Source organism: Pseudarthrobacter sp., assembly GCF_036675385.1.
Lineage (GTDB): Bacteria > Actinomycetota > Actinomycetes > Actinomycetales > Micrococcaceae > Arthrobacter.
The window spans coordinates 1-24,556 of sequence record NZ_JAKFFD010000230.1 but is presented as its reverse complement, the minus strand read 5'-3'; the positions used below and the strand labels follow the sequence as shown (position 1 = coordinate 24,556).

At 62.6% G+C, this 24,556-nt stretch carries 23 protein-coding genes and 4 pseudogenes; 4 read left to right on the top strand and 23 right to left on the bottom strand.

Features of this window, described 5'->3' with window-relative positions; translation table 11 throughout:
- Nucleotides 1-288: 288 nt before the first annotated feature.
- The gene (locus tag V6M49_RS18915; RefSeq protein WP_141140331.1) at nt 289-1,416 is read right to left on the bottom strand and encodes an NAD(P)/FAD-dependent oxidoreductase; all 1,128 of its coding nucleotides are present in this window, start codon (nt 1,414-1,416) and stop codon (nt 289-291) included.
- Nucleotides 1,417-1,521: 105 nt separating this feature from the next.
- Nucleotides 1,522-1,635 (bottom strand): hypothetical protein, encoded by a 114-nt coding sequence (locus V6M49_RS19970; protein ID WP_442959762.1) that lies wholly within the window; start codon nt 1,633-1,635, stop codon nt 1,522-1,524.
- Nucleotides 1,636-1,814: 179 nt separating this feature from the next.
- On the opposite strand from V6M49_RS19970, the pseudogene V6M49_RS18910 reads away from it, so the two are divergent.
- Nucleotides 1,815-2,360, top strand: a pseudogene (locus V6M49_RS18910) (MFS transporter); the annotation flags it as partial.
- 296 nt (nt 2,361-2,656) lie between these two features.
- Here the strand turns inward: V6M49_RS18910 and V6M49_RS18905 are convergent.
- Both V6M49_RS18905 and V6M49_RS18900 read right to left on the bottom strand, forming a co-directional pair.
- A complete protein-coding gene (locus tag V6M49_RS18905; protein WP_332762699.1) occupies nt 2,657-2,839 on the bottom strand; it encodes a hypothetical protein in 183 nt (60 codons plus the stop codon).
- 330 nt (nt 2,840-3,169) lie between these two features.
- Nucleotides 3,170-3,838, bottom strand: coding sequence for an ArsR/SmtB family transcription factor (locus tag V6M49_RS18900; protein WP_332762697.1), 669 nt, complete (start codon nt 3,836-3,838; stop codon nt 3,170-3,172).
- Between the two features lie 152 nt (nt 3,839-3,990).
- Here V6M49_RS18900 and V6M49_RS18895 point away from each other — a divergent pair, with 152 nt between their 5' ends.
- Nucleotides 3,991-4,443, top strand: coding sequence for a hypothetical protein (locus V6M49_RS18895; RefSeq protein ID WP_332762696.1), 453 nt, complete (start codon nt 3,991-3,993; stop codon nt 4,441-4,443).
- Nucleotides 4,444-4,624: 181 nt separating this feature from the next.
- On the opposite strand, the gene V6M49_RS18890 is transcribed toward V6M49_RS18895, so the two are convergent.
- Nucleotides 4,625-5,314 carry a hypothetical protein gene (locus V6M49_RS18890; protein WP_332762695.1) on the bottom strand — a complete coding sequence of 230 codons (690 nt, stop codon included), beginning with the start codon at nt 5,312-5,314 and terminating at the stop codon, nt 4,625-4,627.
- Between the two features lie 555 nt (nt 5,315-5,869).
- On the opposite strand from V6M49_RS18890, the gene V6M49_RS18885 reads away from it, so the two are divergent.
- A complete protein-coding gene (locus V6M49_RS18885) occupies nt 5,870-6,274 on the top strand; it encodes a hypothetical protein (protein ID WP_332762709.1) in 405 nt (134 codons plus the stop codon).
- A 213-nt stretch (nt 6,275-6,487) separates the two neighbouring features.
- Here V6M49_RS18885 and V6M49_RS18880 read toward each other — a convergent pair whose 3' ends face one another.
- The 12 genes and pseudogenes from V6M49_RS18880 to V6M49_RS18830 all read right to left on the bottom strand — a co-directional run bounded on the left by V6M49_RS18880 (nt 6,488) and on the right by V6M49_RS18830 (nt 19,144).
- Complete coding sequence (locus V6M49_RS18880; protein WP_332762693.1) at nt 6,488-7,975, bottom strand: NAD-dependent succinate-semialdehyde dehydrogenase; 1,488 nt, start codon at nt 7,973-7,975, stop codon at nt 6,488-6,490.
- Between the two features lie 28 nt (nt 7,976-8,003).
- On the bottom strand, nt 8,004-10,904 hold the full coding sequence (locus V6M49_RS18875; protein ID WP_332762692.1) for an FAD-binding and (Fe-S)-binding domain-containing protein: 2,901 nt from the start codon (nt 10,902-10,904) through the stop codon (nt 8,004-8,006).
- A gap of 112 nt (nt 10,905-11,016) precedes the next feature.
- Nucleotides 11,017-11,424, bottom strand: a complete 408-nt coding sequence (locus V6M49_RS18870; RefSeq protein WP_332762690.1) for an FCD domain-containing protein — start codon at nt 11,422-11,424, stop codon at nt 11,017-11,019.
- Between the two features lie 51 nt (nt 11,425-11,475).
- A pseudogene (locus V6M49_RS19965) lies at nt 11,476-11,658 on the bottom strand (GntR family transcriptional regulator); the annotation flags it as partial.
- A 54-nt stretch (nt 11,659-11,712) separates the two neighbouring features.
- Nucleotides 11,713-12,363 carry a GntR family transcriptional regulator gene (locus V6M49_RS18865; protein ID WP_141140400.1) on the bottom strand — a complete coding sequence of 217 codons (651 nt, stop codon included), beginning with the start codon at nt 12,361-12,363 and terminating at the stop codon, nt 11,713-11,715.
- 63 nt (nt 12,364-12,426) lie between these two features.
- Nucleotides 12,427-13,125 (bottom strand): GntR family transcriptional regulator, encoded by a 699-nt coding sequence (locus V6M49_RS18860; RefSeq protein WP_332762688.1) that lies wholly within the window; start codon nt 13,123-13,125, stop codon nt 12,427-12,429.
- 41 nt (nt 13,126-13,166) lie between these two features.
- Nucleotides 13,167-14,336, bottom strand: coding sequence for an FAD-dependent oxidoreductase (locus tag V6M49_RS18855; protein WP_332762686.1), 1,170 nt, complete (start codon nt 14,334-14,336; stop codon nt 13,167-13,169).
- 126 nt (nt 14,337-14,462) lie between these two features.
- Nucleotides 14,463-15,869, bottom strand: coding sequence for an NAD(P)/FAD-dependent oxidoreductase (locus V6M49_RS18850; RefSeq protein ID WP_332762684.1), 1,407 nt, complete (start codon nt 15,867-15,869; stop codon nt 14,463-14,465).
- Nucleotides 15,870-15,948: 79 nt separating this feature from the next.
- Entirely contained in the window at nt 15,949-16,683 is a 735-nt protein-coding gene (locus V6M49_RS18845) for an SDR family NAD(P)-dependent oxidoreductase (protein WP_332762682.1), read from the bottom strand.
- A 70-nt stretch (nt 16,684-16,753) separates the two neighbouring features.
- Nucleotides 16,754-17,860 carry an alanine racemase gene (locus V6M49_RS18840; RefSeq protein ID WP_332762681.1) on the bottom strand — a complete coding sequence of 369 codons (1,107 nt, stop codon included), beginning with the start codon at nt 17,858-17,860 and terminating at the stop codon, nt 16,754-16,756.
- Nucleotides 17,861-17,966: 106 nt separating this feature from the next.
- The gene (locus V6M49_RS18835) at nt 17,967-18,437 is read right to left on the bottom strand and encodes a RidA family protein (RefSeq protein ID WP_332762679.1); all 471 of its coding nucleotides are present in this window, start codon (nt 18,435-18,437) and stop codon (nt 17,967-17,969) included.
- A gap of 17 nt (nt 18,438-18,454) precedes the next feature.
- On the bottom strand, nt 18,455-19,144 hold the full coding sequence (locus V6M49_RS18830) for a haloacid dehalogenase type II (RefSeq protein ID WP_141140406.1): 690 nt from the start codon (nt 19,142-19,144) through the stop codon (nt 18,455-18,457).
- 184 nt (nt 19,145-19,328) lie between these two features.
- Between V6M49_RS18830 and V6M49_RS18825 the strand changes: the two genes are divergently transcribed.
- Complete coding sequence (locus V6M49_RS18825) at nt 19,329-19,676, top strand: cupin domain-containing protein (protein WP_141140407.1); 348 nt, start codon at nt 19,329-19,331, stop codon at nt 19,674-19,676.
- 168 nt (nt 19,677-19,844) lie between these two features.
- Here V6M49_RS18825 and V6M49_RS18820 read toward each other — a convergent pair.
- The 6 genes and pseudogenes from V6M49_RS18820 to V6M49_RS18795 form a co-directional block, all read right to left on the bottom strand.
- A pseudogene (locus V6M49_RS18820) lies at nt 19,845-20,304 on the bottom strand (adenylate kinase family protein).
- 95 nt (nt 20,305-20,399) lie between these two features.
- Nucleotides 20,400-20,777 (bottom strand): annotated as a pseudogene (locus V6M49_RS18815) (NAD(P)(+) transhydrogenase (Re/Si-specific) subunit beta); the annotation flags it as partial.
- A gap of 477 nt (nt 20,778-21,254) precedes the next feature.
- Nucleotides 21,255-21,407 carry a hypothetical protein gene (locus V6M49_RS18810; protein ID WP_332762676.1) on the bottom strand — a complete coding sequence of 51 codons (153 nt, stop codon included), beginning with the start codon at nt 21,405-21,407 and terminating at the stop codon, nt 21,255-21,257.
- 390 nt (nt 21,408-21,797) lie between these two features.
- Nucleotides 21,798-22,490, bottom strand: coding sequence for a GntR family transcriptional regulator (locus V6M49_RS18805; protein WP_332762675.1), 693 nt, complete (start codon nt 22,488-22,490; stop codon nt 21,798-21,800).
- 122 nt (nt 22,491-22,612) lie between these two features.
- Nucleotides 22,613-23,746 carry an N-methyl-L-tryptophan oxidase gene (gene solA / locus V6M49_RS18800; protein ID WP_332762673.1) on the bottom strand — a complete coding sequence of 378 codons (1,134 nt, stop codon included), beginning with the start codon at nt 23,744-23,746 and terminating at the stop codon, nt 22,613-22,615.
- A 2-nt stretch (nt 23,747-23,748) separates the two neighbouring features.
- On the bottom strand, nt 23,749-24,516 hold the full coding sequence (locus V6M49_RS18795; protein ID WP_332762671.1) for an amino acid ABC transporter ATP-binding protein: 768 nt from the start codon (nt 24,514-24,516) through the stop codon (nt 23,749-23,751).
- Between the last annotated feature and the right edge of the window lie 40 nt (nt 24,517-24,556).

The following is a 24,556-nucleotide window of genomic DNA, read 5'->3' as shown; positions in this document are numbered from 1 at the left end:
GGTCCTGGTGCGAGGCTGGATTCCCGCATCGCCGTTTTGGGGCGACATGACTTTGCGGTCCAGACCGTCGGTTTCGTAGGAGGTTCCGGGTTCAGCGGGAACGTTTTTGGGGCCATTTGGGTGCAGGGTGAGAAAACAGGCCTCGGTCACTGCGGCGCGGACCGTCCACCGGGAGATCGCGAACGCAGCGGCGGTTTCGGAGATCGCTGGGCAGGAATTGATGACCGCGTCCCCAGATGAGCCGGAACGTGATTAGTCAACGCCCGTCGCCCGAACGTGCGAGGCGCGTCAGGCCCCGAACCAGCGGGCGCGTCGCACCGCGCCGAACTCCGCCTTCTCATCGGCGTACGCCGGCGACGGCCCCAGGAGCGGCGCGGTCGGCCCGCCGTCAGCGTGGAAATCGACGTCGACGCGACCGACGTCGCCGTGGCCGAACTCCAGGTAGCAGAGCCCGGTGCCCCCGGATGCAAGTCCGCCGGCGCCTCGGATGCTGCGAACGATGCCGTCCGCGACGACGTGGGCCGCGCTCTCGGCGAAGGTGCCGGCCTTCGGGATCCCGGTCTCGGCGCAGTCGCCGATCGCATACACCCCGGCGTACGGCGTTTGCAGCGTCACGGGGTCGACCGCGACCCAGCCGTCCCGCGCCAGACCCGCCTCGACGAGCACGTCGGGCACCCTGTGGGTCGGGATGCCAATGAACAAGTCGTACGGCTCGTCGTGGTCCTTGAACTGCGCGACCCGCGCGTCCGGGTCGATCCCGTGGATCCGGTGGCGTTTCGTGTACCCGATCCCACGCTCGGCCATCGCGCGTTCCAGCGCGGCCGATGCCTGGGGTGAGACCGGGATGGGCGACGGCTGCGGACTGACCAAGTGAAGGTTGCTGCCCTCGCGGATGCCGCGGGCGACGAGCCGGTCGTGGAGCAGCAGGATCGCCTCGTATGGCGCGGGCGGGCATTTGAACGGGATGGAGAGCACGGCAAGCATCACCCGGCCGCCGCGGAACGCCGCCAGTTCGTCGCGCAGCCGCTCGGCGCCTGCGACCGTGTAGTACTCGAACCCTCCTTCGGCGAAGCCGGGTGTCGCGGCGAAGTCGTAGTCGGCACCGAGGGCGACGACGACAAAGTCGGGATCGTAAACCGCAGCATCGGTGACGACGTGCCGCGTCCCCGGGTCGATCGCGAGCACCCGCTCCTGGCGGAACTCCACGCCCGGCGTGCGGATCTCGCTGTAGAGGATCCGCACCTGTTCCGCGTTCTGGTGCCCGAAGAGGACCTCCAGCTTGGAGAAGCCGAACACGAAGGCGTCGTGCTGGTCGACGAGGGTGACGTCGACCTCGCCGGCAAGGCGCTCCGACAGTGTGCTCGCGAGTTCCAAACCTCCGAAGCCGGCGCCGAGGACCATGACGGTTGTTGTCATACACCTCATCTTGCGCTTTGGACGACCTTGCGTCCATGCCCGATGGGTGATGCCCGTCGAGCCGGTGGGCACCGGGTGCCGCCCTAGGAGCAGAAGACACAACACTCACAGGGCCGGGGGTTTGCTGGTCGCACCGCAGGCGGTGCAACGGTAGAAATAGACGCACGCGTTCGTCGGCAGAGACCGTATTTCCGTGCTGCCAGAGTCCGGACATGTCAGGGTGCTGGTTGGCTGCTCATTGGGCGGTTGTCGCAGTTCCGGTCAGGCGTTGAATCAGTTTGAGGCGGGCGGGTGTTCCGGGCCAGTGCTGGTCCAGTGGTCCGATGCCCGCTTTGCCGATGGTCGAGCGGAAGACCAGGGCCACAACGATGACGTCATCGGCGTATCCGATGACCGGACAAAATGACGGGCTCGCTTGGGGCCCGTTCCCAGTACTGTTCGCCGCGGCAGGCCTGACGGTTGAGAAGATCGGCATCCTCGCAGCCGCTTACCCCGCGGTCTGGGGAGCCGGCAGCTCGTCACCGGCGCCCTTTCTGACCGGATCTGGCGCAAACCCCTGATCGTCAGCGGGATGCTTGTCCAAGCCGGCGCATTGGCTATGGTCGCCGTCGGGCAGGACTTCGGGATCTGGCTTGCTGCAGCTGTGCTGCTCGGGGTCGGCACCGCCATGGTCTACCCAACACTTCTCGCCGCGATCGTTGATGTCGCCCACCCAAACTGGCGGGCCAGATCCGTCGGCACCTATCGGTTTTGGCGCGACAGCGGGTTCGCCGCAGGTGCCCTGATCTCAGGGATTTATCGCCGATGCTTACGGCCTAACCGCAGCCGTGTGTGTGGGGGCCGCCCTTACCGGAATATCTGGCATCATCGTTGCCGTACGAATGCCGCATCGACCACAAACCCATGCACCTGAGACAGACACATCCTCCCTCAGGAAGCAATAAGCCCCGCTCGGACTGCCCGGTCGTTGGTCAGCGCTTGAGTAACAGCGGGGGATAGTCCCCGTTCTGGGCGTGGCGCACGTGTTCCCAGCCCAGGGACTGCCAGAACGCGTCTTTGCCTCCGGGCGGGACGGGCGAACACCGTCCGGCCGGGATGCTGTTGGCGCAGCAGGTCGATGGCCCGGGTGCCGAGCCCCTGTCGGCGGCGTCCTTCGGTGACTTCCATGAAGTCGATCGCTAGCCCGTCTGCCGCCTCCGGACCTCGTCGCCGGGATCCGGAGGCGGATGATCGACCACGATCATCCGGACGACTTTCTCGCCGCCCCGGTGAAGCTGTAGAAGAGGTCCGAGGGGGAGGCAACGACAATTTCGTTGGCCTGCCAGCAGGCCTGGGTGAAGTGCTCCGGTGCCTCAAACGGTGAGATCACGGAATGCCCGTGCGGGGCCGACCAGTCCTGCCTGATCACCAGGTCATCGCTCACACGATCAATCTAGCCCCGGGCCGCTCCGCCCGTCCGGAGCGGGATGGGCTTTCCGGCGCGGGTCCGGCCCGCGGACCAGCCCGGCACCGCCGCGTCCAGGGCTTTTGTTCTGGAGGGGTCGCCGAAGCGTGCTCTGATGACTGGCAAAAAGGAAGATGGACCTCGCCCATTAAGCGACCGTGAGCACCTGCTGTGCGGTTGAGGCGGCACAGGCATTCGCACGGCAAACCGTCGGGAATCCACGAATTCGCTGCGATCAGCCCGCACGAGCTGGCATTAATCCACCACCAGGAGGACTCTCGCCAGTTCGCAGTCTTGGATGGACGCCGCTCATGAGTCCGACTGTTCTATCGGCAGCCCTGCCGCCTTCCACTCCGGGAAGCCCTCCTCCAGTCTTGTGGCGAGGTGCCCTTCGTCCGTGAAAAGCCGCACGGCCTCGTCCGCATACAGGCAGTATGGTCCGCGGCAGTAGGCGACAATTTGGCTCCCTTGGGAAACCTCGTGCAGCCGAGACTTAACGTCCGAGAAGGGCATGGAAAGCGCACCCGGGATATGTCCGGCCTTATACTCTTGCGCCGGCCGCACGTCCAGCACAACGACGTCGCCCTGCCGCAGCCGCAGCCGCAGTTCGTCGCGCGTGATCGTGCTCAGGTCGGCGCGATCGCCGACATAGGCACGGACGAGATCGCCCAGCTCCCGGGCGTGCGCTTCGGCTGTCTCCCGAAGTGCCCGCCACAGTCGCTCGACCGCCGTGCCGGCAAGGGAGTAGTAGATCCGTGTCCCGGAGCGTCGGGAGCATACGAGGCCGGCTCGCAGCAGACGCTGCAGGTGCTGGGATGTGTTGGCCACAGTCTGGTGGATCTCTACGGCCAGCTCCTCAACGGACCGCTCGCCCTGCCCAAGGATATCGATCAGCTCCGCCCTCCTGCCGTTCCCCAAGGCCTTGGCAGCTTCGACGAGGGCATCGAAGAGGGCCTCCTTGTCCTGCTGGTCGGCCACTCGTGTCTCCTATTCAAGAGTTCTCTTGACAAGATTACCGTTGGGGGATTCTTATTCAAGTACCTACTTGAATAAGAAAGGGGGTGGTGGCCGTGTCCACCATCCAAACTCCCCAAGGGCAACAGTCCCGCCTCCGGACAGGTGCCGCTCTCATGACGTTGGCTGGGCTGGCCTTCGTCGGTTACGCCGTCATCTTCCTGGTACTCAACTTCACGGACGCCTTCCTCGAACTCGGCATCGGCCCCGATCAAGTGGACAAGGGGAAAGCGGAGATCGAGGCGTTCAGTCCGCAGCTGTATCACTACATCAGTCATCTGCACATCGCGGTCAGCGGCTTCATTGCCGCGACCGGGCTGGCCGTTGCAGGCCTGTCCTGGTACGGCGTGCGCCGCGGAGAATGGTGGGCCTTCGTCACAGCCGTTATCGTTCCGGTCGTCGGGCTCGCCGTGGCCCTCCCCGCGCACTACCCATGGGGTCTTGCCACGCTTGGGCACCTCGGTCTGATCTACCTCGCCGTCCTCATCTTCCTGGTAGGGGTCGTGGCAGCCTACAGCGGAATGCGAAGCCCGTTACCACACACCACTGACACTCACACAACCGACTGAATCAACCTCCAGCGGCTATGACAACGACGGGAACCTGACCTGGCGTTGTTCCTGTCAGTGCTGCACGGCGCAAGCATTCCATGTGCGACCATTTGGTCACTGAGCCGGGCTAAGCGGTACGCGGGGCTCTATGTCCAGAATTTCTGGACATGGCAGGTCTTCCATCTCATGCCACCCACGATCAGGTAGCTGACCTAGGACGTTCGTGCCATCCGGCATTGTCGTAGCAGCTAATTTTGCCATCGTGGACGGTTCGCATATTGACTAGTTGGGCTCGGACGTTGCTGTTGATGATGGGTTCCAGGTGGGCTACCCGGTTCCGGAGGTGGTAGACGCCCTCAACTGCCCGTTCGAGTTCGCGTGGTGTTCTGCGTAGGTGTGGAAATGCTTCGTGGAGTGCTTCGTCCCAGAGGCGTTGTTTGCCGGCGTCGTGGCACCCGGGCAGGATGAAGCGCCAGGTTCCGAGGGACATCGCGGCAAGGATGTCTGCGTGGAGGGGGTCTCGTTGGCCCTGTGGTCTGCGTGTGGTCGATTTGAGTGCACGACGTCTGGCGTCGGGGATGTCGCGGCCGGCGACGCGGAGTAGCAAGGCGCTCGGGTCGATGAGCCAGTCTGATGAATGACTCCGGCCGGTGTCAGGATCCATCTGGGAGGTGTTCCAGATGCAGAGTTGTTCGCCCAAGGCGTTGCGGAGGACGACTTCGAAGACGTGCAGGGCTTCGTAGACGGCGCCTGAGAGGTCAATGTTCCACCTGTAGAGCCGAATCGCCTCATGCAGGGTGGGTGTCTCGCGGATGTATGGTGCCAGGCGCTCGGGGCTAATCCTCTGCTGAAGGACCAGTTCGATTGGTGTTTGGTGCGCTGCGGCCATAGGACTAAACTGTAGAGGGAGACAGGGGCAGGTTCCCTGTTATGGATTACTGAGGGTCCCGAGGCCAGGCGCCGCGGGGCCCTCAGCCGTACCGCGACCGCAACAATCCTGGTCGGCGGATACCTCGCGCCAGTCGCCAAGCGGTCCGTCAGCGACCCCTGCCTTTCGGCGCAGTGGGCCTCCTTCGCCAAGGGAACCGGAAAATGTCATAGGTCACTTTTAGTCTGATGTCAGCCCGCAAGTTGCGGGTCTAACAGCAGGAGGCCTCATGCTCGTCAGCCCGTACTACTCCATCAATCCAAGCGATCCGGACGTCCACCACAAGTCAGTGACTGCTTGAATGGGATGAAGATTCCGGCGCACAACAAGCGCCCGGGAACGAACAATTACCCCCTGTGTAAGCACTGCAGGGACAAGTAATACCACGTGGGTGGTAGCGCAGGGTCTGAGTTGCACTTTTTTCTGCCTTTTGGCCCTTATACGGTTACTTCACTCAGCCGGCGGTCCTTCTGCGGACCAGACAGCAGCTTTCGTGACCTGGGACGAAAACGCTGAATTGACACCTCCACGCATCACGCCGGAAAACCGTCCCGTTCCTCCGACGACGCAGGCGGGGCAGGTGCCCATGCTGAAAAGGGGCTTGGACCGGCCGTCGTTGCGAAGCGCACCCAGCGCGGCGTCCCGGCTGTCGCTGTAATTGCCTCGACCATCGGCGGCCTCGTTGCAACGCTCGTGAACTTCATTGCGCCGGGTTCGGAAATTTACGACTTCATCATGAATTCAATCGGGCTGGTAGCCCTGTTTGTGTACGTATTTATCGCAGTCACCCAGTGGCGCCCGAGAAGCAGAATGACCGCTGAGGAGTGTTCGAACCTCAAGCTCAAAGTGGCGATCATGATGGTCAGCGACACCGGCCGCACACAGGTGTTGACGAGCTTCACCGCGGCCGGCCCCTGCTAGCGTTCCTGCCGCTCACGACGGCGGCGCCGGACTTCCGCTGCTGCGGCAACATTGGCGAGGTGGCCGGTTCGGTGCGCGCCGGCGTCGGACTTTCAGTTCCAGCCAGCCGTCACTACACATGGTTGAGACCGGCGCCAATACTGGCGCCGGTCTCAACGATGGTGTGATCCGGACCGGGCCGGCCTGCCCCGGTGGGTCAGCCCGGAGTGAATACTAGGCAGTGGCGCGCCGCGCCACGTTGTAGAAGCGGATGTTTTCGTATTCTTCCAGGCCTTCGGAGCTTCCCTCGCGTCCGAGGCCGGACTGCTTGATGCCTCCGAAGGGGGCGGAAGCATTGGACGGTACGCCTTGGTTGATACCCACGATGCCGGTCTCTAGACGATCGGCGACATTGAGGGCACGGTCGAGGTTCTCGGTGAAGACATAGCCGGCGAGGCCAAACTCTGTCGCGTTGGCCCGGGTGATTGCCTCGGCTTCTGAGCTGAACCGCTGAATGGCCGCGATGGGGCCGAAAATCTCGGACCGGGCAACGTCGGAATCTTCCGTGACGCGGTCCAGGACGGTCGGGGCGAAGAAGTTGCCTGCCGAGTCGTAGCCGTGGCCACCGGTCAGCAGTGTGGCGCCCAGGCTCACGGCGTTCTCGGTGTACGCCTGCATCTGAGCGACTGCACGGTCATCGATCAGTGCACCGAGTCCGGTCTGCTGTCCGAGGCCGCTACCGACGGCGACCTGGGCGAAGCGTTCGGTGAGCGCGGCGACGAAGTCATCGGCTATCCCGTCCTGGACGTAGATGCGGTTGGCTCCAATGCAGGACTGTCCGCCGTTGCGCAGCTTCGCGGCAAACGTTCCCTCCACGGCCCGCTGAAGGTCAGCGTCGTTGAAGACGATGAGCGGTGCGTTACCGCCGAGCTCCATCGAGCTGCGGAGCACATTCTGGGAGGCAAGCTTCAGGAGCTGACGGCCCACCGGCGTTGACCCGGTGAATGAAACCTTCCGGACCCTTGGGTCCAGCAGGACGGCTTCGCTGAACGCCCCTGACTTTGAGGTGGTGATGACCTGGATCAGTTCTTCAGGCACCCCGGCCTCGATGGCGAGCTGGACCGCAAAGTACGTCGTCAGGGGAGTAAGGGTCGCAGGCTTGATGACGACGGGGCATCCTGCTGCCAGCGCCGGTGCGATTTTTCGGGTTGCCATGGCCAGCGGGAAATTCCATGGCGTGATCAGCACCGCCAGGCCGACGGGGGAGCGGCGGGTCAGGAGGCTCGCGCCGCCGTCCGGGGTTTCCCGGAAGTTTCCTGCGGGGCGCACGGCCTCCTCGGCGTACCAGCGCACGAAGTCGGTGCCGTACTTGACCTCGCCGCGGGCCTCTGCGAGTGGCTTGCCCATTTCGCGTGAGATCAGGTGTGCGAGGTCTTCGGTGTGGGCAACGAGCTTGTCGTACCAGGCGTGCAGCACGTCGGCGCGCTGACGAAGGGTGCTGTTTGACCAATCAGCTCCCGCGGCGTCGGCCTTCCCCACAGCTTCCAGTGCAGCCTCGACATCAGCGTCAGGGACGTGGGCTATGGTCTCGGCGGTGGCGGGGTCCTGGACAGCGATGCCCTGGCTGGGCAGGTTGATGGACTGGATAACGGCATCCGCGTGCCGGAGGCTGTCGGCGTCCGCCGTAATCAGCGGCATAGCGACGTTGGTTGTAAGGCTCATTGGTTCTCTCTTTCGGTTAGGGCTTCCTCTAAGGGACGTTGTTCCGGGGATCAAGGAGTTCGGCAAGGTGGAGGCTCTTGCGCTCGGGTTCCAATTGCTTGACCTGCATCGCACAGCTGAAGCCGTCTGCAAGGACAGGTGTGTCCTGGGAGGTTCGGGCGAGGGCCGGAGCCAGTGCCTGTTCCGCTACCTTCATGGCGATGTCATAGTGGGTGGCTTCGAAGCCGAAGTTCCCGGCGACCCCGCAGCAGCCGGTTGCCTCGGTGACATTGGCGACGCCGAGGGCGGCCAGTGCCTTGCGCTGGACTGTAGCCCCGAAGGTCGAGTACTCGTGGCAGTGGGTCTGCACAGTCACGTCCGTGGGTACGGCCGGTGGCGCCCAACCTGCGTCAACCCATTCCTTCACGGCTTCGGCGAAGCTGCGGATCCTGTGGGATACGCGTTCGGCGGCCTCGGTGCCGAGCAGTTCCGGCGCGTCCTTCTTCAATGCGGCGGCGCAGCTTGGTTCGATGACGACGATCGGTGCATCGGTGCCGTCATCGAGCTTCGCCACGGCCTTGCTCATGAGCTTCTTCGCGGTGCCGAGTTGACCGGTGGAAATCCAGGTCAGGCCGCAGCAGGCATCCGATTCGCAGCCGACTTGCCTTCCCGTGCTTTCCATGACCCGGGCTGCTGCCCCGGCCACTTCGGGCCTGAAACCCTTGGTGAACGAGTCAACGAACAGTACTGCGTCGGCTGTCTTGGCGGGGGCGCTGTACGGGGCGAGGGCGTCGCGAAGCATCTTCCGGGACGCGAACACCGGCATATTCCTCTTGGTGGTGAGGCCACCCGCAGCGACCACGACCTTCCCAAACGGGCTTGCCAGGACGGCATTGACCAGCGGGCTAATGCGGGACGTTAGCTTCAGCCACCTGGGCAGCCACCCGAGGGAGAAGTGCGACATGGGCCGAAGCCTCCCCTCGTAGTAGTGCGAGAAGAACTCCGATTTGTAACTGGCCATGTCCACGCCTGCGGGACAGTCGTTGGAGCAGGCCTTGCAGGCCAGGCACAGGTCCAAAGCCTCGCGGACATCTTCAGACTTCCAGCCTTCGTCGACGGTCCGGGCACCCCGGACCATGTCCTGGAGCACCCTGGACCGTCCCCGCGTTGAGTCCTTCTCGTCCCCTGTGGCGCGGAAGCTGGGGCACATCACCCCGCCGGAGTCTGAACGGCATCTGCCAACGCCGATGCAAGCCTGGACGGCATGCACCCAGGGATCGGCTCCGGCCGCGGCAGCCTCAACGGGCCGGAGCTCGAAGTGCGTCCTCCACTCACGCTCGGGGACCCCCTCGAGTGCCAGGTTGGCGTCAAACGGATCCGGATCGGTGATGGAACCCGGATTCAGGATCCCTGCCTCATCCCAAAGCCTGCGGTATTCCTCGAACGCGGCGAGCATGCCAGCGGAGTACATCTGCGAAAGCAGTGCTGAGCGGGCACGTCCATCGCCGTGTTCTCCGGACAGGGAACCTCCGTGGCGGACCACAAGTTCGGCGGCGGCCTGCGTGAACTTGCGGAACACGCTGCGGCCTTCTTCCGTGCGCAGGTCGTAGGTGATGCGGATGTGCATGCATCCCGCCCCAAAGTGTCCGTACATGATCCCGGTCAGCTCATACTCGTCCAGGAGCGTCCGGAAATCGGCCAGGTAGGCTGCAAGGTTCTGCGGGGCAACGGCGGAGTCCTCCCAGCCGGCCAGGGATTCCCCGCCACTGGCGGGCCTTGACGACAGCCCTGCGCCGTCTTCCCGCACCCGCCACAATGTAGCGCGTTCGGTAGAGTCCGGAACGGCGCACCCATCGACCAGGCGGCCGTTCGCAGCCAGCCGTTCCAGCAGCAGGGCGGCCTGGTGAGCCACTTCGTCGGGGTCGTCGCCGTCGAGGTCCACGTACAAGAACGCCTTGCCCCGGGGAAGCCCCAGGACGGAGTCGTCTCCGCGGCGCAGCCGCATGGTATCCACGATGGCCTCATCGATGCCCTCGACAGCTGCCGGCGAGAAGTCAAGGATGGTCTCGATGTCCTTTGCGGCATGGACGACGTCGGCATAGCCTAGGCAGACCAGCAGCGCACTGGATGGCTTGGGGACGAGTTTCATGCGGGCGCGGACGACGACGGCACAGGTTCCTTCGGTGCCGACCAGTGCCCTGGCAACGTTCAGGCCGTTCTCCGGCAGCAGATTGGCAAGGTGGTAGCCGGAAACCTGGCGCTGGATGCGGCCAAGTTCACGGCGGAAAGCAGCCAGGTTGTCCTGGGCGAGCCTTTTGAGGTCTTCGCCCAACTGGAATGCTCGAGATACGGAGTAAGCGTCGGACGAATTGGTGGCCCGGACACCCTTATCTGATGCGGTGAGTAGGGCGCCGTCGGAGGTGACGACGTCGATCTCGTGGACGTGATCGGAAGTCCGTCCATAACGTACCGAGTGGTTGCCGCAGGCGTCGTTGCCGATGGCGCCACCGATGGTGGCACGGTTTTTTGAGGACGGGTCGGGGGCGAACGTGAGGCTCTCGCCCGTTGCGCGTTCTGTTTCGCGGGTGAGCTGGGCAAGCACAACGCCGGCTTCGACGTCTGCCGTTCCTGTCTTCTCATCGATGGTGATGATCCGGTTCATGTGCCGCGAGAAGTCCAGCACGATTCCCGGGCCGATGGCGTTTCCAGCCATGGACGTCCCGCCGCCGCGGCTTATCAGCGCAGTATCGGTTTCCCCGCACGCCGCCATGACGGCCACGACGTCGTCGACGCTGCGCGGAAACACAACACCAACAGGCGGGATCCGGTAATTGGACGCGTCGTAGGAGTATGCGGCCAAGCGGTGTCCCGAGGCTTCCATGGGCACACCCGCGGCCTTAAGCCTTTCCAGGATCGGTGCATGTTCCGGGGCGGTGAACTTTGAATGCATGATGCGCTTTCCACTTGGTCTTTCATGGAACGGTCTTGATGAATCGAGATGCCACCGAGGGGGAGTGCCGGCGGGAAGTCCACCCATGATCGGTAGCGGGTGCTGTGCCGACCTAGTGATCTCGGGAGGGTTCTTCCGAGATTCTGGTGCTCAGGAACGCTTCGGCGTCGTTCAAATGGGCCGCCCAAAGCTGCAATGCTTCTTCCGGGATGCCGGCGATCAGGGCATTCAGAAGCACGGTATGTTCATCGTGCAGCGTGGACACTTGGGGGTACCGGGGGCGAAGAAGTGCCATCAGGAGGCGGATCTCTGTGGAAATCGTTTGAAAGAGCCTGCTCAGCCTTGGCGAGTCCGCAGCTGCCACGACTGCCGCATGAAAGCCCATGTCAGCTTGTGCCGCTGTTTCCCAATCCTGGTCATCCCTGACTTCGGAAAACCTCGCCAAGGATTCCCGGATCGGCTCCGTATCGGCGCCTTGGCAGACCGACCGGACCGCCTCAAATTCGATGAGTCGGCGCACGCGAAATATGTCGGCGACGTCCTGGACGGAGAAACGACGGACCCTTGCACTTTGCCCGGTTTCGCGTTCCAGGAAGCCATCAGCGATGAGGCTCTGTACCGCAACGCGGGCAGTGGGCCTCGCAACGCCCAACTTCTGGGCAACGTGGCTGTCCTTAACTCGTGCTCCCGCTGAGTAGTCTCCGGCCAGGAGGCTGCGTTCAAGCCGGACACGGACAGCGTCGGCAACTGTCACCACTTCATTGATCGTCACCTGTCAAGGGAAGCGCGGCATTGGTTTGGCGTTGGTTTAACTTTCGGCGCGGAGCGCGTTTTGGAACTGACGGACCGTCTCCTGACGGAAGCCCTCGATGTCACCTTCCAAAGCAAGTGCAGCCAGTCTCTCGTGCTCAACGGCGATTTCATGGAGGTCGCTGTAAGTCCGATGGTCGACCGAGAAGTAGAGACGCAGCTTGTTCTCCCAACCGTTCCACAGGGCGTGCAGGGCGGCGTTCCCCGAATATTCGTAGAAGAGCCTGTGAAAGCGAAGGTGAGCGTCAATACTGGCCGGGATGTCGTTTGTGTCCGTGGCCCGGTAAAGTTCCTCGATGGTTTGCTTCAACCGAAGCCGCTCAGGACCGCGCAACGTTGCGGCCGAGAGCTCAGCAGCGTAAGGCTCAACAAGCAAACGGATAGATGCGATCTCGGCGACATCGCGGGCACTGACCTCCACTACGAAGGATCCCCGGAAGGGGATCTTTACGACCAGCCCCTCCTCCTCAAGCCGGGTCAAGGCCTCACGCAGGGGGGACCGACTGATTCCGAGATCGGCAGCAATGTGCGTCTCGCGCAGTTGCCCGCCTGGAGGCACAGTTCCGTCCAGGATGGCGGTACGCAGCACGCTGTAGACGCCGTCCGGCGTCGTCGTCCGCTGTTCTTGCCACTTGAACTTGCGGTCCATCGTGCCGCCTCTCTTGTCGATTGTCGATTATACAGGGCGCCCGTCGTGGCCCTGCGGCCAGGGCTAGACGTCAGACGCTGATGGTTTTTCCTGCTGAGTTGCAGTGAGGTCCTCAACGGCTTTTTGCATATGCCGCTTGATGGCCATGAGGAGGCCATTCCTGTCGCCTGCCTTCAAGAGATCCAGGATGTTTTGGTGTTCCTGTACCAGAACGTCCATCCTTGGGTAGAAGACTTCCAAGTCGAAGATACACATTCTTGATTCAGCGGCGAGTGTCTTGTAGATACGGATGAAACGGGAATTTCCCATGCCGGCAACAAGGGCTGAATGGAACTGCATGTCCAGCCCTGCCATGGTCTGCCAGTCGGAACCGGCCACTTGCTTTGCCATTTCGCCTACAATTTCCTTCAGCACTCCGCAGGTGTCTTTGATCTGCTTCGGGCTGCTGTCCAACAGCCTGGTGGCGGCGGCGCATTCGATGGACTCACGAACCGCGTAGATCTCCCTAAGGTCATGCGTTTCGACCTCTTTGACGAACACTCCGTAGTTGCGCCGACTGATCAGGATCCCTTCCTGGCTCAAACGCTGTAGTGCTTCCCGGAGAGGACCTCTGGATGTGTTGAGCTGGTTCGCCAGGAGGGATTCGTTGAGCTGTTGCCCGGGGCGGATGGACCCCTGGACGATTTGTTCCCGCAAGTGGTCAGCGATCACCTGCGCCGTGGGTCTTCCCTCGAGTGCAGGCAGTCCTTCTGGTGCCGCCATTGGCATCCACTCATCTCACGTTTCGGCATACTACGGGTTGTCTAGATTGCTGTTGCGGTGCTGGCTGACGGATTGGTCCAGCTCGTCTCAAACCTGTCCGGGCGTACGAATTCCAGGCCTCCGAGTGACTGTTTGCCGAGCACTTCGTACGCGGCAATGTGGCCGTACCCGGTGGCATTCTTGAATCCGCCCCCTGAGAAGCCTGTGGCGCAATAGATCTTGCTTGACTCGCTGAGCCATCCCAACAGCGGGTTCCGATCCCCGGTGTAGAGGTCCGGGAAGGCGTCTGAGCGAACGATGTTTGGGATCAGGCCGGGGAAGAACTCCTGAACCGTCTCGGTGGTTTCGGCTATCTCAAAGTCCGTCAGGTCCCTTGGCACCGAGTCAGCGGCGGGGGTTGGTGCCCCACGCCCGTCAAGGGTGGCCTTGACCGTGACCCCGTCGACGGAGGGTGCCCCATACATGGAGCGGCCTTCGTAGATCCTGCTGAAAATGGGGAACCTGTCGGGGGTGAACTGGGCTGCGTCGCGGGCAACGAACCAGGACAGAAAAATCCTGCGTGTTTCCGTGTGCGCCTTCAGATAGTCAGGCATAAGCCGCTGCGACCAGCCCCCTGAGGAAACAATGACCCGCTCGAAGGTCCACGAGTTTTCTCCGGACGTGACAACAACGCCGTCGTCAGTTTCCCGGATGCTGCTGACAGGCGTATTGCTGAGGACGGTTGCGCCATTGGCCTGTGCTGCGGCGACGGCCGCGGTGACGGCACGGTCGGTGCGCAGGGCACCGGCGTTCGGGTCGTAGACGGCGCAGTCATCGGCCCGGAGGTTGTGCTGGGGGTAGCGTTCGGCCATGGCGTCCCTGTTCAGGATTTCGTGGGCAGCCCGGTTGGTTCGGGTGGTTTCGAGGAGGTTGCGGATGTATGGGCCGTCGGCGGTGCCGATGGAGAGTCCGCCGCAACGGATGAGGATGTCCTGTCCGGTTTCCGCTTCCAGTTCGGCCCAGAGATCCCGGGAACGCTGCAGGATGGGGTAGTAGTCGGGGAGACCGCGGTAGATCATGCGGAACAGGCGGGTGTCGCCACCTACCGCGCTTCTGGCGTGACCAGGTGACTGCGCCTCGAATCCGACCACGGAATCGGTCAGGCGCGATGCCTGCCAGAGGGCCATGCTGCCGATGCTGCCCAGGCCAATGACGGCGAGCTTTCCGTCCATGGTCAGAGCACCTGTTCAAGGAACGCTTGCGTGCGGGGTTCCCGTTTGTCCGCGGCCTGGACTTTGTTGAGGGTCTTCATGGTGCTTCCCTTCGAATGGGTTCAGGTGAAAGTTTTGGTTGGTGCGTTATTCGTGAAGTCCAGCGAGTCTGCTGCCGAATCTGGCCAGGAGTGAGGTCTTGGTGGAATCCCTGCGCTCTTCCCACTGGTCAGCAATTCCGAACAGCCGGTACATGCCGTGAACACCCAGCCAGCGGATGGGCTCACGTTCCCATTTCCGTGCGCGGTACCCGACCCAGGGAAGTGTGGTCCGTTCTGATTCTTGTTCGAAAGCCAGCTCCACGAGGGTTCGGCCGCCAACGTAAGCTGCCGTGACGCCGTGTCCTGCGTAACCGGTAGAAGATCCGATTCCGGACGCTTGGTCCCAATGCACGCCGCCGTTCCAGTCACGGGTAACGCCCAGGACTCCGGACCAGGCATGGTCCACTTCGAACTGGATACCAGGGAAGAAGGAGCGAAGCTTCGTAGAGATCAGGTCGACAGTGGACTGCGCAGTTGAACCGGTGCCCCCTGTGCCGGAGCCGTAGCTGTACGGCACTCCCCGGCCGCCAATGGCGATGCGGCCGTCCGCTGTTCGCTGCGAATAGATGAACGTGTGTGCGGAGTCGCTGAGGCACTGCAGCCCGTTCCAGCCAATCTGCTGCCACACCTCCTCCGATAGCGGCTTGGTCACGAGCATCGAGGAATTGATTGGTATCAGGGTCCTGCTGCCAAGCAGTTGCCCGGAATATCCCTCGGTGCAGACGAACGTTTTGGCCGCGGTCACCCGCCCGTTGTCCAGGGTGAGGGTATTGCCGTCGATGCTGCCTACCCGGCTGCCTTCGTAGATGCTCACCCCCATGGAAGTCAGGATGTCAGCGAGACCGTAGACAAGTTTCGCCGGATGAAGGCGGGCGCAGTGCTTGTAGAAGAGCCCGCCGTGGACGGTGGATATGTTGATCTCGTTTTGGAACTCGTTCCGGTCAAGCAAATGCACATCGTCTTCGGTCAGCCCATACTTCCAGTCGGCATCACGCCTGGCTACCAGCCGGCCAAGCCCCGCCCTGGTGTGGGCAGCGACGAGCGCGCCGGCCTTGTTCTGGTCCGCATTAATTCCCTCGGTCTGAAGAATATCCAGGACGGAATCGACGCCGGCGACAAACTCCTGCTGCAAGGCACGGCTCGCCTCGACCCCGCCCCCGGATACACGGGCAAACGTGGCACGGTTTCCGGGAGGCATTGCCGATAGCCAACCGCCGTTCCGTCCGGACGCGCCGTAGCCTATCTGTTCTGCCTCAAAAACCGCGACGGAGAGTGACGGCTCGAGCTTCTTGGCGAAGTATGCCGCCCAGAGGCCTGTGTAGCCGCCACCGATAATTGCCAGATCTACTTGGTCCTGACCTGTGAAGCGGGGGTAGGTTGGCCTGTTGTCCGCCAGTCCGGCCATCCAGAAGCCGAGCTCTCCGTTTCGGGGGGTTGCCGCTAGGGCTTTCATAGTTGTCCTTCTTTGTGTTGGAACCGTTGAGCTAATAGGACGGCCGGGTCAACGCCCAGACGCCACATGGCCTGGGTGTTTAGAACGCGGTGTATCCGCCGTCGACGGGGAGGACCGCTCCGGTGATGTAGGAGGATTCCGACGACGCCATGAAAAGTATGGCGTCGGCGATTTCTTCGGGGGTGGCGAGGCGTTGGAGCGGGATCTGCCCCTCGCGCTGGGCGCGGTAGGCCTCGGGGTCGTTCCTGCGTTGGAACGATGCTTCGATGACCGGGGTGGCGGTCAGGCCCGGTGCGACGACGTTGACGCGGATGTTGCGGGGGGCCCATTCAATCGCCGCTCCCTTGGCGAGCATGATGAGGCCACCCTTGGCCGCGGAGTACAGGACTTCATCGGGCTTGCCGACCATGCCGAGCCGCGAGCTGACGAGGACGAACGAGCCACCCGTAGCGGGCATCAGCGGCGCGAAGTGCTTCATCACCAGGAAGGCGCTGAGCAGGTTGCTGTGGAGTACGTTTTTCGCATCCTCGTACGCCATCTCCGTGAGCGGGCCGCTGACCTGCAGGCCGTGGTTCAGGACGACGACGTCGACGGTGCCGAAGGACTCGGCGGTCTGGCGGGCCAGGCTTTCGACGAACGCCTCGTCATTGAGGTCTCCGGGGACGTACAGGTCCTCGGGCTGGGCGCTGTCGAGTTGCTCCCTGCGGCCGGTGAGCAACAGGCGGGCGCCCTCGCGGCGAAAGTGGGAACATATTGCCTCCCCGATTCCGCTGTTGGCTCCGGTTACCAGGGCCGCGGTCTTATCAAGTCTCATATCAGTCACTCCATCGTGAGTCAGGTTGCTTGGGTTGTAGCCAGGGGGCGGGACTTGCCGTCCGCGTCGGTTAGTTAAGGAATCCGCGGGCATCCACAGGCCACCGCTCCAGCGATGTGCCCGCGCTGTCGGTGACGATGTACTCCTCGAAATTGACCACCACCGGGCAGACGTGGTTGGGGACCACTGGAAGCACGGTTCCGACGCCCGGGCGGAAGTCTCCAGGGGGCAGCGGGAGGAATCCGTGGTATTCGTTGAGCTTGGACAGCACAGCGTTAGTGCCGGCAATGCCACCGTAGCCGCGCTCGGGGCTGCCTTCGCGGCCAAGGGCTTTGGTGCCGATATCGAGGATGACCTGATCGGGAACCCAGTCGCTGACCACGGTGCCGGCGACGAACAGTGCGATCTGATCCTCGGTGCAGGCTCCGAGCCGGGTGTTGTTGAGATCGTTGAACACGTATTCGCCGGGCCGGATTTCGGTGATGACGCTGCTGGTGGAGAACTCCACGGTGGGAGTGGACCCGGCGCTGACCACCTCCGCGGTGACCCCAGCTGCGCTGAGGCTGCGCACCGCGGCAATGAGCGCGGCGTCCTGGTCCTGGGCCGCACCCCTGCGGGCGTCAGGGCCGGCGCTGCCGTGACCCGGGTAGGTGAAGACGCCTACCGGTACCAGGCCGCGGTTGCGGGCGGCGAGGGCGAGGTCGCCCGCGGCCTCGGCCGGCGCTCCGGAACGACGGGCGCCACATTCGACCTCGATCACGATCTGCAGGCGCTCCGGTTCTGCGCCCATCGCGTCGGCGAGGCCATTGATCGCCGCGACGTTGTCGGCGCCTACCCGCAGCCGGGTGGACTCGGCGAGCCGCCGGATCCGCCTTCCTTTCGTTCCCGAAGGCCAGATCGGGTAGGCGAGGAAGACATCGTCGAACCCGGCCGCCGCGAAGACCTCGGCCTCACCCACGTTGCCTGCGGTGATTCCGACCGCTCCCGCCTTGACCTGGCGCCGACCGATTTCCACACACTTGTGCGTCTTGACGTGCGGCCTGACGTCGAGGTGGTGCCGGGCGGCAAAGCCCTGCATGCGGTCGATGTTGTCCTGCATCACGTCGACCAGCACGATCGGCGCGGGAGTGTCAACTCGCTCTACGAGAGCCTCGAGTGCTCGTTGAATGCGGTTCACGCTGTACTCCCCATGATTCTGTCGATAAATGGTCGAGGGTAGCGATGCTGACTTTCCTCGAATGTTGACTGTGCGGGGTCCTGAGCACGCCGCCGTCGCCCCGTAACTAAACGGCCGTGCAGACCATCTGAATCTCTACAGGAGTGTTGAGCGGCAGCCCGGCCACACCGATCGCGGTACGGGCGTGCCGTCCGTTCTCGCCCAACACCTCGATGAGCAATTCACTTGCGGCGTTGGCGACCCGCGACTGCAGACCGAAATCAGGCGTACTGGCCACCAAGACCAGCATCTGCACGATCCGGACCCGGTCCAGATCTCCCACTGCCTGCACAGCTGCTGCGAGGCAGTTGAGCGCGGCATGGCGGGCGAGCTCCTGCGCTGTCTCCAGCTCGACATCCCGGCCGACAATGCCCTGGCCCAGCAGCTCACCGTCCTTGAAAGGCAGCTGGCCGGAGATATGGATGCAGGAGTCCACCGCCCGGTGGTCCACGAAGTATGCGTTACTGGCAAGGCTGGGAAGTTCCAGGCCGAGGGCCAGGAGCCGATCTGAAGCCGAGCCGGCCTTGGTGACGCTCATCTGTACTCAGGTCTCTCTTACGAGGCAGCGGGACGCGGCAGGCCGAACAGGACGGGGAGGTCGGCGATGTCGGTGATCCGCTCATAGCCGAGCCAGTGCTCGTCGTGCTCGAAGCCCCGGTCCACGTACACCTTGTTCTTGATCCCCATGATGGCCGCGGGTCGCAGGTCGTACATCGGGCTCGCAGAAACGTGCACAATCTCCTCCGGTGTCGCGCCGAGCTTGTCGAACATGTACTCAAAGGCACGGAGCCGTGGCTTGTAGACGCCCATCTGCTCGGCGCTGATGACGACCTCGAACGGGGCCTTGAGGTTCTCCGCGAGGCGGACAGCATGCGCGGTGTCGCTGTTCGTGACGATTACGAGCGGGACGTCCTCGGCCAGGCGGTTCAGTGCCTCGGTGACACCCGGGTACGGGCCCCAGGTGGGGATGTGCTCGTAGACCGCCCGCGCGTCAGCCGCACGGAACTCGAGGCCGAGCCGACGCGATGCACGTTCCATCGAGTCGGCGACAATCTGGTGGAACGGCTTGTACTCGCCCGTGCACTCGTCGATCCGGTACGCCTTGCAGGCCTGCAGGAAATCATCGGCGATCTCGACCGGCAGGCGGTCGCCCAAGACCTCACGGATCGCGTCGTTGATACGGAACTTGATGAGCGTTCCGTTCATGTCGAATGTAACGAACTTCGGTTTGGTTTCGAATGCCATGAATCCTCCAGTTATTGGATGCTCGTCGATTGTCGACGAAACACTTTCGGGTGATGCTGTCGATTGTCGACAATACTGCCTCCGTTGGTAGATTGTCAACGATTTGCCCTTACCTTAGACATTCGCCGTGGCATGGTCTACGATTGTCAACAATTGACAGTACGGCAAGAAAGGTAAAAATTCTATGCGTCCATACATCTATGTGCCCGCCGCCACCATCACTGGCGAGCTCGAGCCCAACGGCCACCGTCCCGGCTACGACTCGGGTGACCCCAAGACATCAATCCTGAAGTTCGACACCGCCATCAAGACCGGTGTCTGGGAGTGCCAGCCCGGAGGCTGGGACGTCACACCTCGCGAGGACACCGAGGTGTGCTACATCGTGAGCGGCCGAGCGACGGTTACCGACGCCGCCACCGGCAACAGCTACGAGATCTCCGGCGGCGACGTGATCGTGCAGCCCAAGGACTGGTCCGGCCGCTGGGAGGTCACCGAGACCATTCGCAAGGTCTACACTCACGGCTTCGACTGAGCGCCGTCTCACCTGGCCACTGACGATCGGGCCGCACCCTCAACGGGGGTGCGGCCCGATCGCGCTTTCGGCACCACGGCGAGGGGTGACCCGCGGGCTCCTCCGGAGAGCCGATAACCGTTGGTGGCTGGGCTCCTATCTTCAGCAGACTTCGCCGAGAGGGCTTTTTCAGACGGTTTGGGACGCTTTGATGGCCTGCATGACGCGGTCGGTGATTTCGTCGATGCCGCCGATGCCGTCCACCCGGGTCAGGGTGCCGCGTTCCGCGTACTTGGCCACAACGGCCTCGGTCTGCCCGTGGTACAGGTCCAGGCGGTGGCGGATGACGGCTTCGTTGTCGTCGCTTCGGCCGGTTTCCTTGGCACGGCCCAACAGGCGGGAAATGAGTTCCTCGTCGTCGGCGGTGAGCTGGAGGACAACGTCGAGGCACTGGCCGCCTTCGGCGAGTATCCCGTCCAGGAAATCCACCTGCGCTGTGGTCCGGGGGTAGCCGTCCAGCAGGAAGCCGTCGTCGACGGCGGAAGATGTCGCCGGTCGAGATCGCAACGACGCCGAGGCGTTCCGAGATGCGTTCGGCCTGAGTACCCTTGCCGGAACCTGGAGGTCTGATGATTAACATTCTGGTCATCGCATTAGTCCTTCGTTGTGGCGCGGCTCTCGCTGCGCGGTGATGTGCTTGCTTGTCTGGGACGACGCTGACCGAGAACAGCAGGAGACCTTCAGCTAGAAGGCGCGGAGGATGTCTTCGACACGGGCTTTGGCGTCGCCGAAGAGCATTTGGGAGTTGTCGCGGTAGAAGAGGGGGTTTTGGACGCCTGCGTAGCCGGCGGCCATGGAGCGTTTGAAGACGATGACGTTTTCGGCTTCCCAGACGCGGAGTACTGGCATGCCGGCGATGGGGCTTCCCGGGTCTTCGGCGGCGGAGGGGTTGACGGTGTCGTTGGCGCCGATCACGAGGACCACGGAGGTGTTGCCGAGGTCGTCGTTGATTTCGTCCATTTCCAGGACGCTGTCGTACGGGACTTTGGCTTCGGCGAGGAGCACGTTCATGTGCCCGGGCAGTCGCCCGGCGACCGGGTGGATGCCGAACCTGACGTTCTCAGTGGTCTGGTTGGCACGCAAATCCTGCCGCGCCTGCGCGAACTCGGCATCGGATTTGTCCCGTATTAGGGGTCGCTATCTGTCGGAATACAAGAAAAAAATCACGGTTCGGACCTATCGTTGATTGTTGACAATTGCTAGACTGGCTATGTGCACTACCAACCGAGGCCGGTACCCGCCGGCCCTCTCATTGAAGGAAACGTCATGAAGAAACGTCGCCCGGCTGCTTCGACTCTCGTGCTCGATGAACCATCACGAACCGGTCACCACTGCCCGAAAACCGGATGGTGGTCAGCCGCTGGGGATCCGAGTGACGCAAGGTTCCTCATCAGGGGAGAGGTAATGCCTGCCTTGAGCGGCACACCCGCGCTCTGGATATTGAGTGCGACAGCTGGCGGGTTCCAAGGCTTGGGACTCGAATCTGCGTTGCACCCAACTTCGTAGAAGCAGTCCTAGTCACTGCCGGCCGTCGTCCCGCTAAGTCTTCGCCGCGATGCTGGTCCGACGGCGAACTAACATCCGGCGCAGTGCCGTGCTCGCTGTGGAATCGGCTGTGTCCACGAAGTTGGTGACGACGGCGGCAGTGCCGGCAACGTTATCCATCGCCGGGATGACGGGGCGTAGTGTCATGGATTAGGCGGTCGATCCCATGGCGGACATCTGCGCGTGGGCGCTGTCTAGTCTGGGAGAAAGGGCTGCAGCTGAGCGTGGAAAGGTTCGATGCAGACAAATACAAGATGGCCGTTGTCTCCACCGTGATGCCACGCTCTTGCCGCGGTGGCGAGGTCCGTGTCTCTTTAGGAAAGCTCGCAGTGGCGGACGATCGGCGACTCGGAACCGGAAGGAGCCACCGGGCACAGTTGCCAGGGGGCTCCTTCCGGTCTCCGAGGCTAAGTACGATGACGGCGACGGGTTGCAGTTCGACGACGACAGAGCCTAATGGCTTTGCGGGAAGCGAGTCGCGGGCAGCCCCCCCGCGAAGTCCTCAAGTCCTGCTCTACGCCGACGCTAATGGGGATATTAGGCGGTGATTTCGTTCTCTTCCCTTGGCGCGGTCAGATCCTCGACGGCCTTCTGCATGTGTTGTTTGATGGCTTTGTGGAGTGCCTCCCTGTCGCCTGCCTGCAGCAGATCCAGTAGGTTCTGGTGTTCCTGCACGAGGACGTCTATGCGGGGGTAGGCGACTGCCAGGTTGAGTATGCACATCCTTGATTCAGCCGCGAGGGTCTCGTAGATACGGATCAGGCGTGTGTTGCCCGCCCCGGCCACGAAGGAGCTGTGGAACTGCATATCCAGCCGAGCAATCGCCTGCCAGTCCGAGACAGCGACCTGCTTCGTCATGTCGGTGATGATGGCCTTCAAGGACTGGCAGGTGTCCTTAACCTGTTCCGGGTCTGCATCCAGCAGTGCGTCTGCTGCGGTTGATTCCACAGCCTTGCGGACTGCATAGATCTCCCTCACGTCGTCGTCTGAAAGTTCCAGGACGAACACTCCGCGGTTGCGATGGCTGACCAGGATCCCCTCCTGGGACAGCCGCTGCAACGCCTCACGGACAGGGCCCCTGGACGTGCGTAGCTGACTTGCCAGGACAGATTCATTGATCTGCTCTCCAGGACGGAAGATCCCCTGGACAATTTGTTCGCGCAACTGATCGGCGATCAGCTGCGCCGTTGGTCTTCCCTCCAGTACAAACAGCCCTTTTGATGCCGTCATTGCTATTCCCTCACTTCACTATTGGCCTATTGCATTTCTTAGACAGTATTGGATTCGTGAACCCTTGGAGACCACATAGGGCACCAGGCTTTGTCGGAGTCACCTTTCTTGGGTTGGTCCCGTTAAATGCTCTTGAAGCGTTGGGGGCGCGCAAACTCGAGGCCGTCGAAAGTGCGCTTGCCCAAGGCTTCGTTCGCGGCGATTTCGCCGTAGCCGGTGGCCATTTTGAAGCCTTGGCCGGAGAAGCCTGTGGCGTAGTAGATTTTGCTCTCTTCGTTCACGTGGCCGATTACAGGTTTCCCATCCGAGGTGAAGAGCTCCGGAAAGGCATCCGAGCGGACAATATTGGGGAAGAGCCCGGGGAAGAACTCGGTGACCGTCTCCATGGTTTCCGAGATTTCCGCGGATGTCAGGTCCCGGGGGACTGAATCCGCCCGCGGTGTGGGAACCCCCCTGCCGTCCAATGTGGCTTTTACAGTTGCGCCGTCGACGGCGGGTGCGCCGTACATGGAGCGGTCCCCGGAAATCCGGATGAAGATGGGGAACCGCTCCGGGGAAAACTCTGCTGGATCCCGGGCTACAAACCAGGTGAGATAAATCCGGTACGGCTCCGTGGCCTTCTGCAGGAAGTGGGGCATAAGTTTCCGTGACCAGCCGCCGGAAGCCACAATGACGCTTTCAAAGGTCCAGGACTTCTCGCCGCAGGTTATGACGACGCCGTCGTCCGGTTCCTGGATTCCGTCGATCGTGGTGTTGGTGTGGATTGTTGCGCCGTTGGCCTGGGCTGCCGCAACTGCCGCCGTGACGGCGCGGTCGGTGCGGAGTGCGCCGCCGTGGGGGTCGTAGACGGCGATGTCGTCAGGGCGGAGGTTGTGCTGGGGATAGCGTTCTGCCATCTCTTCGCGGCTGAGGACCTCGTAGGGTGCACCATTGAGCCGGGCGGTTTCGAGCAGGCTGGGAATATAGGGCCCGTCAGTGGTTCCGATGGACAGTCCGCCGCAGCGGGTCAGGATGTTCTGGCCGGTTTCGGCTTCGAGTTGGGCCCACAGGCTGTGGGATCGCTGCAGGATGGGGTAGTAGTCGGGTGTTCCGCGGTAGAGCATGCGGAACAGGCGCGTATCTCCACCCGCTGCGCTGCGGGAGTGGCCAGGAGAAGCTGCTTCGAACCCGACCACGGAGTCGGACAGGCGGGAAGCTTGCCACAAGGCCATGCTTCCGATGCTTCCGAGCCCTACGACGGCGAGCTTTCCGTCCATCGTCAGAGCACCTTCTCCAGGAATGACTGTGTGCGGGGTTCCTTGGGATTGGAAAGGATCTCCCTCGCGTCGCCGCGTTCGACAACGTAGCCGTCATCCATGAAGATCAGGGAGTCGGCCACTTCGCGGGCGAAGCCCATTTCGTGGGTGACCACCACCATGGTCATGCCCCTCTTGGCCAGGTCCTGCATCACGGCCAGAACTTCGCCTACCTTTTCGGGGTCCAGTGCACTGGTGGGCTCATCAAACAGCATGATCTGGGGATCCATCGCCAGGGAACGGGCGATGGCCACTCGTTGTTGCTGCCCGCCCGACAACTGGGCAGGGTAGTAGTCCCCGAATCCGCTCAAGCCGACGCTGGCCAGCAGTTGGTGGGCTTCCTTGCCGGCTACCTGTTTGTCAGCATGTTTCACCAATACGGGGCCGGACATGATGTTCTCGTGGGCGGTCATGTTCGGGAACAGGTTGAACGACTGGAAGACCATGCCAACCCTGGTGCGCTGCTCAGCAAGTTTCTTCGGGCTCACCGCGTGATAGGCGTGCTCTGTTTCGTAGTATCCAAAGTCTTCACCGTTCACCTTGAGAATGCCGGAATCGACTGTCTCAAGACCATTGATACAGCGGAGCACAGTGGATTTGCCGGAGCCGCTGGGGCCGATGATGCAGCAGATCTCTCCGCTGGCGATCTCCAGGTCGATGTCTTTGAGGACTGTTTTGGGTCCGAAGGACTTTCGGATTCTCTGGGCAAGAATGGTGCCGTCGTTACTCATCGGGCGATACCTTCCGGGTCTGTCAGCACAACGGGTTTCG

Bases quoted from the DNA above. Each gene is read 5' to 3' on its own strand.
- V6M49_RS18860 (WP_332762688.1), bottom strand. From the start codon at position 13,125: ATGGCGGCACCAGAAGGACTGCCTGCACTCGAGGGAAGACCCACGGCG.
- V6M49_RS18810 (WP_332762676.1), bottom strand. From the start codon at position 21,407: ATGACACTACGCCCCGTCATCCCGGCGATGGATAACGTTGCCGGCACT.
- V6M49_RS18805 (WP_332762675.1), bottom strand. From the start codon at position 22,490: ATGACGGCATCAAAAGGGCTGTTTGTACTGGAGGGAAGACCAACGGCG.
- V6M49_RS18875 (WP_332762692.1), bottom strand. From the start codon at position 10,904: ATGCATTCAAAGTTCACCGCCCCGGAACATGCACCGATCCTGGAAAGG.
- V6M49_RS18845 (WP_332762682.1), bottom strand. From the start codon at position 16,683: ATGAGACTTGATAAGACCGCGGCCCTGGTAACCGGAGCCAACAGCGGA.
- V6M49_RS18855 (WP_332762686.1), bottom strand. From the start codon at position 14,336: ATGGACGGAAAGCTCGCCGTCATTGGCCTGGGCAGCATCGGCAGCATG.
- solA (WP_332762673.1), bottom strand. From the start codon at position 23,746: ATGGACGGAAAGCTCGCCGTCGTAGGGCTCGGAAGCATCGGAAGCATG.
- V6M49_RS18895 (WP_332762696.1), top strand. From the start codon at position 3,991: ATGACGTTGGCTGGGCTGGCCTTCGTCGGTTACGCCGTCATCTTCCTG.
- V6M49_RS18795 (WP_332762671.1), bottom strand. From the start codon at position 24,516: ATGAGTAACGACGGCACCATTCTTGCCCAGAGAATCCGAAAGTCCTTC.
- V6M49_RS18880 (WP_332762693.1), bottom strand. From the start codon at position 7,975: ATGAGCCTTACAACCAACGTCGCTATGCCGCTGATTACGGCGGACGCC.
- V6M49_RS18850 (WP_332762684.1), bottom strand. From the start codon at position 15,869: ATGAAAGCCCTAGCGGCAACCCCCCGAAACGGAGAGCTCGGCTTCTGG.
- V6M49_RS18825 (WP_141140407.1), top strand. From the start codon at position 19,329: ATGCGTCCATACATCTATGTGCCCGCCGCCACCATCACTGGCGAGCTC.
- V6M49_RS18915 (WP_141140331.1), bottom strand. From the start codon at position 1,416: ATGACAACAACCGTCATGGTCCTCGGCGCCGGCTTCGGAGGTTTGGAA.
- V6M49_RS18835 (WP_332762679.1), bottom strand. From the start codon at position 18,437: ATGAGCGTCACCAAGGCCGGCTCGGCTTCAGATCGGCTCCTGGCCCTC.
- V6M49_RS18890 (WP_332762695.1), bottom strand. From the start codon at position 5,314: ATGGCCGCAGCGCACCAAACACCAATCGAACTGGTCCTTCAGCAGAGG.
- V6M49_RS18865 (WP_141140400.1), bottom strand. From the start codon at position 12,363: ATGGACCGCAAGTTCAAGTGGCAAGAACAGCGGACGACGACGCCGGAC.
- V6M49_RS18830 (WP_141140406.1), bottom strand. From the start codon at position 19,144: ATGGCATTCGAAACCAAACCGAAGTTCGTTACATTCGACATGAACGGA.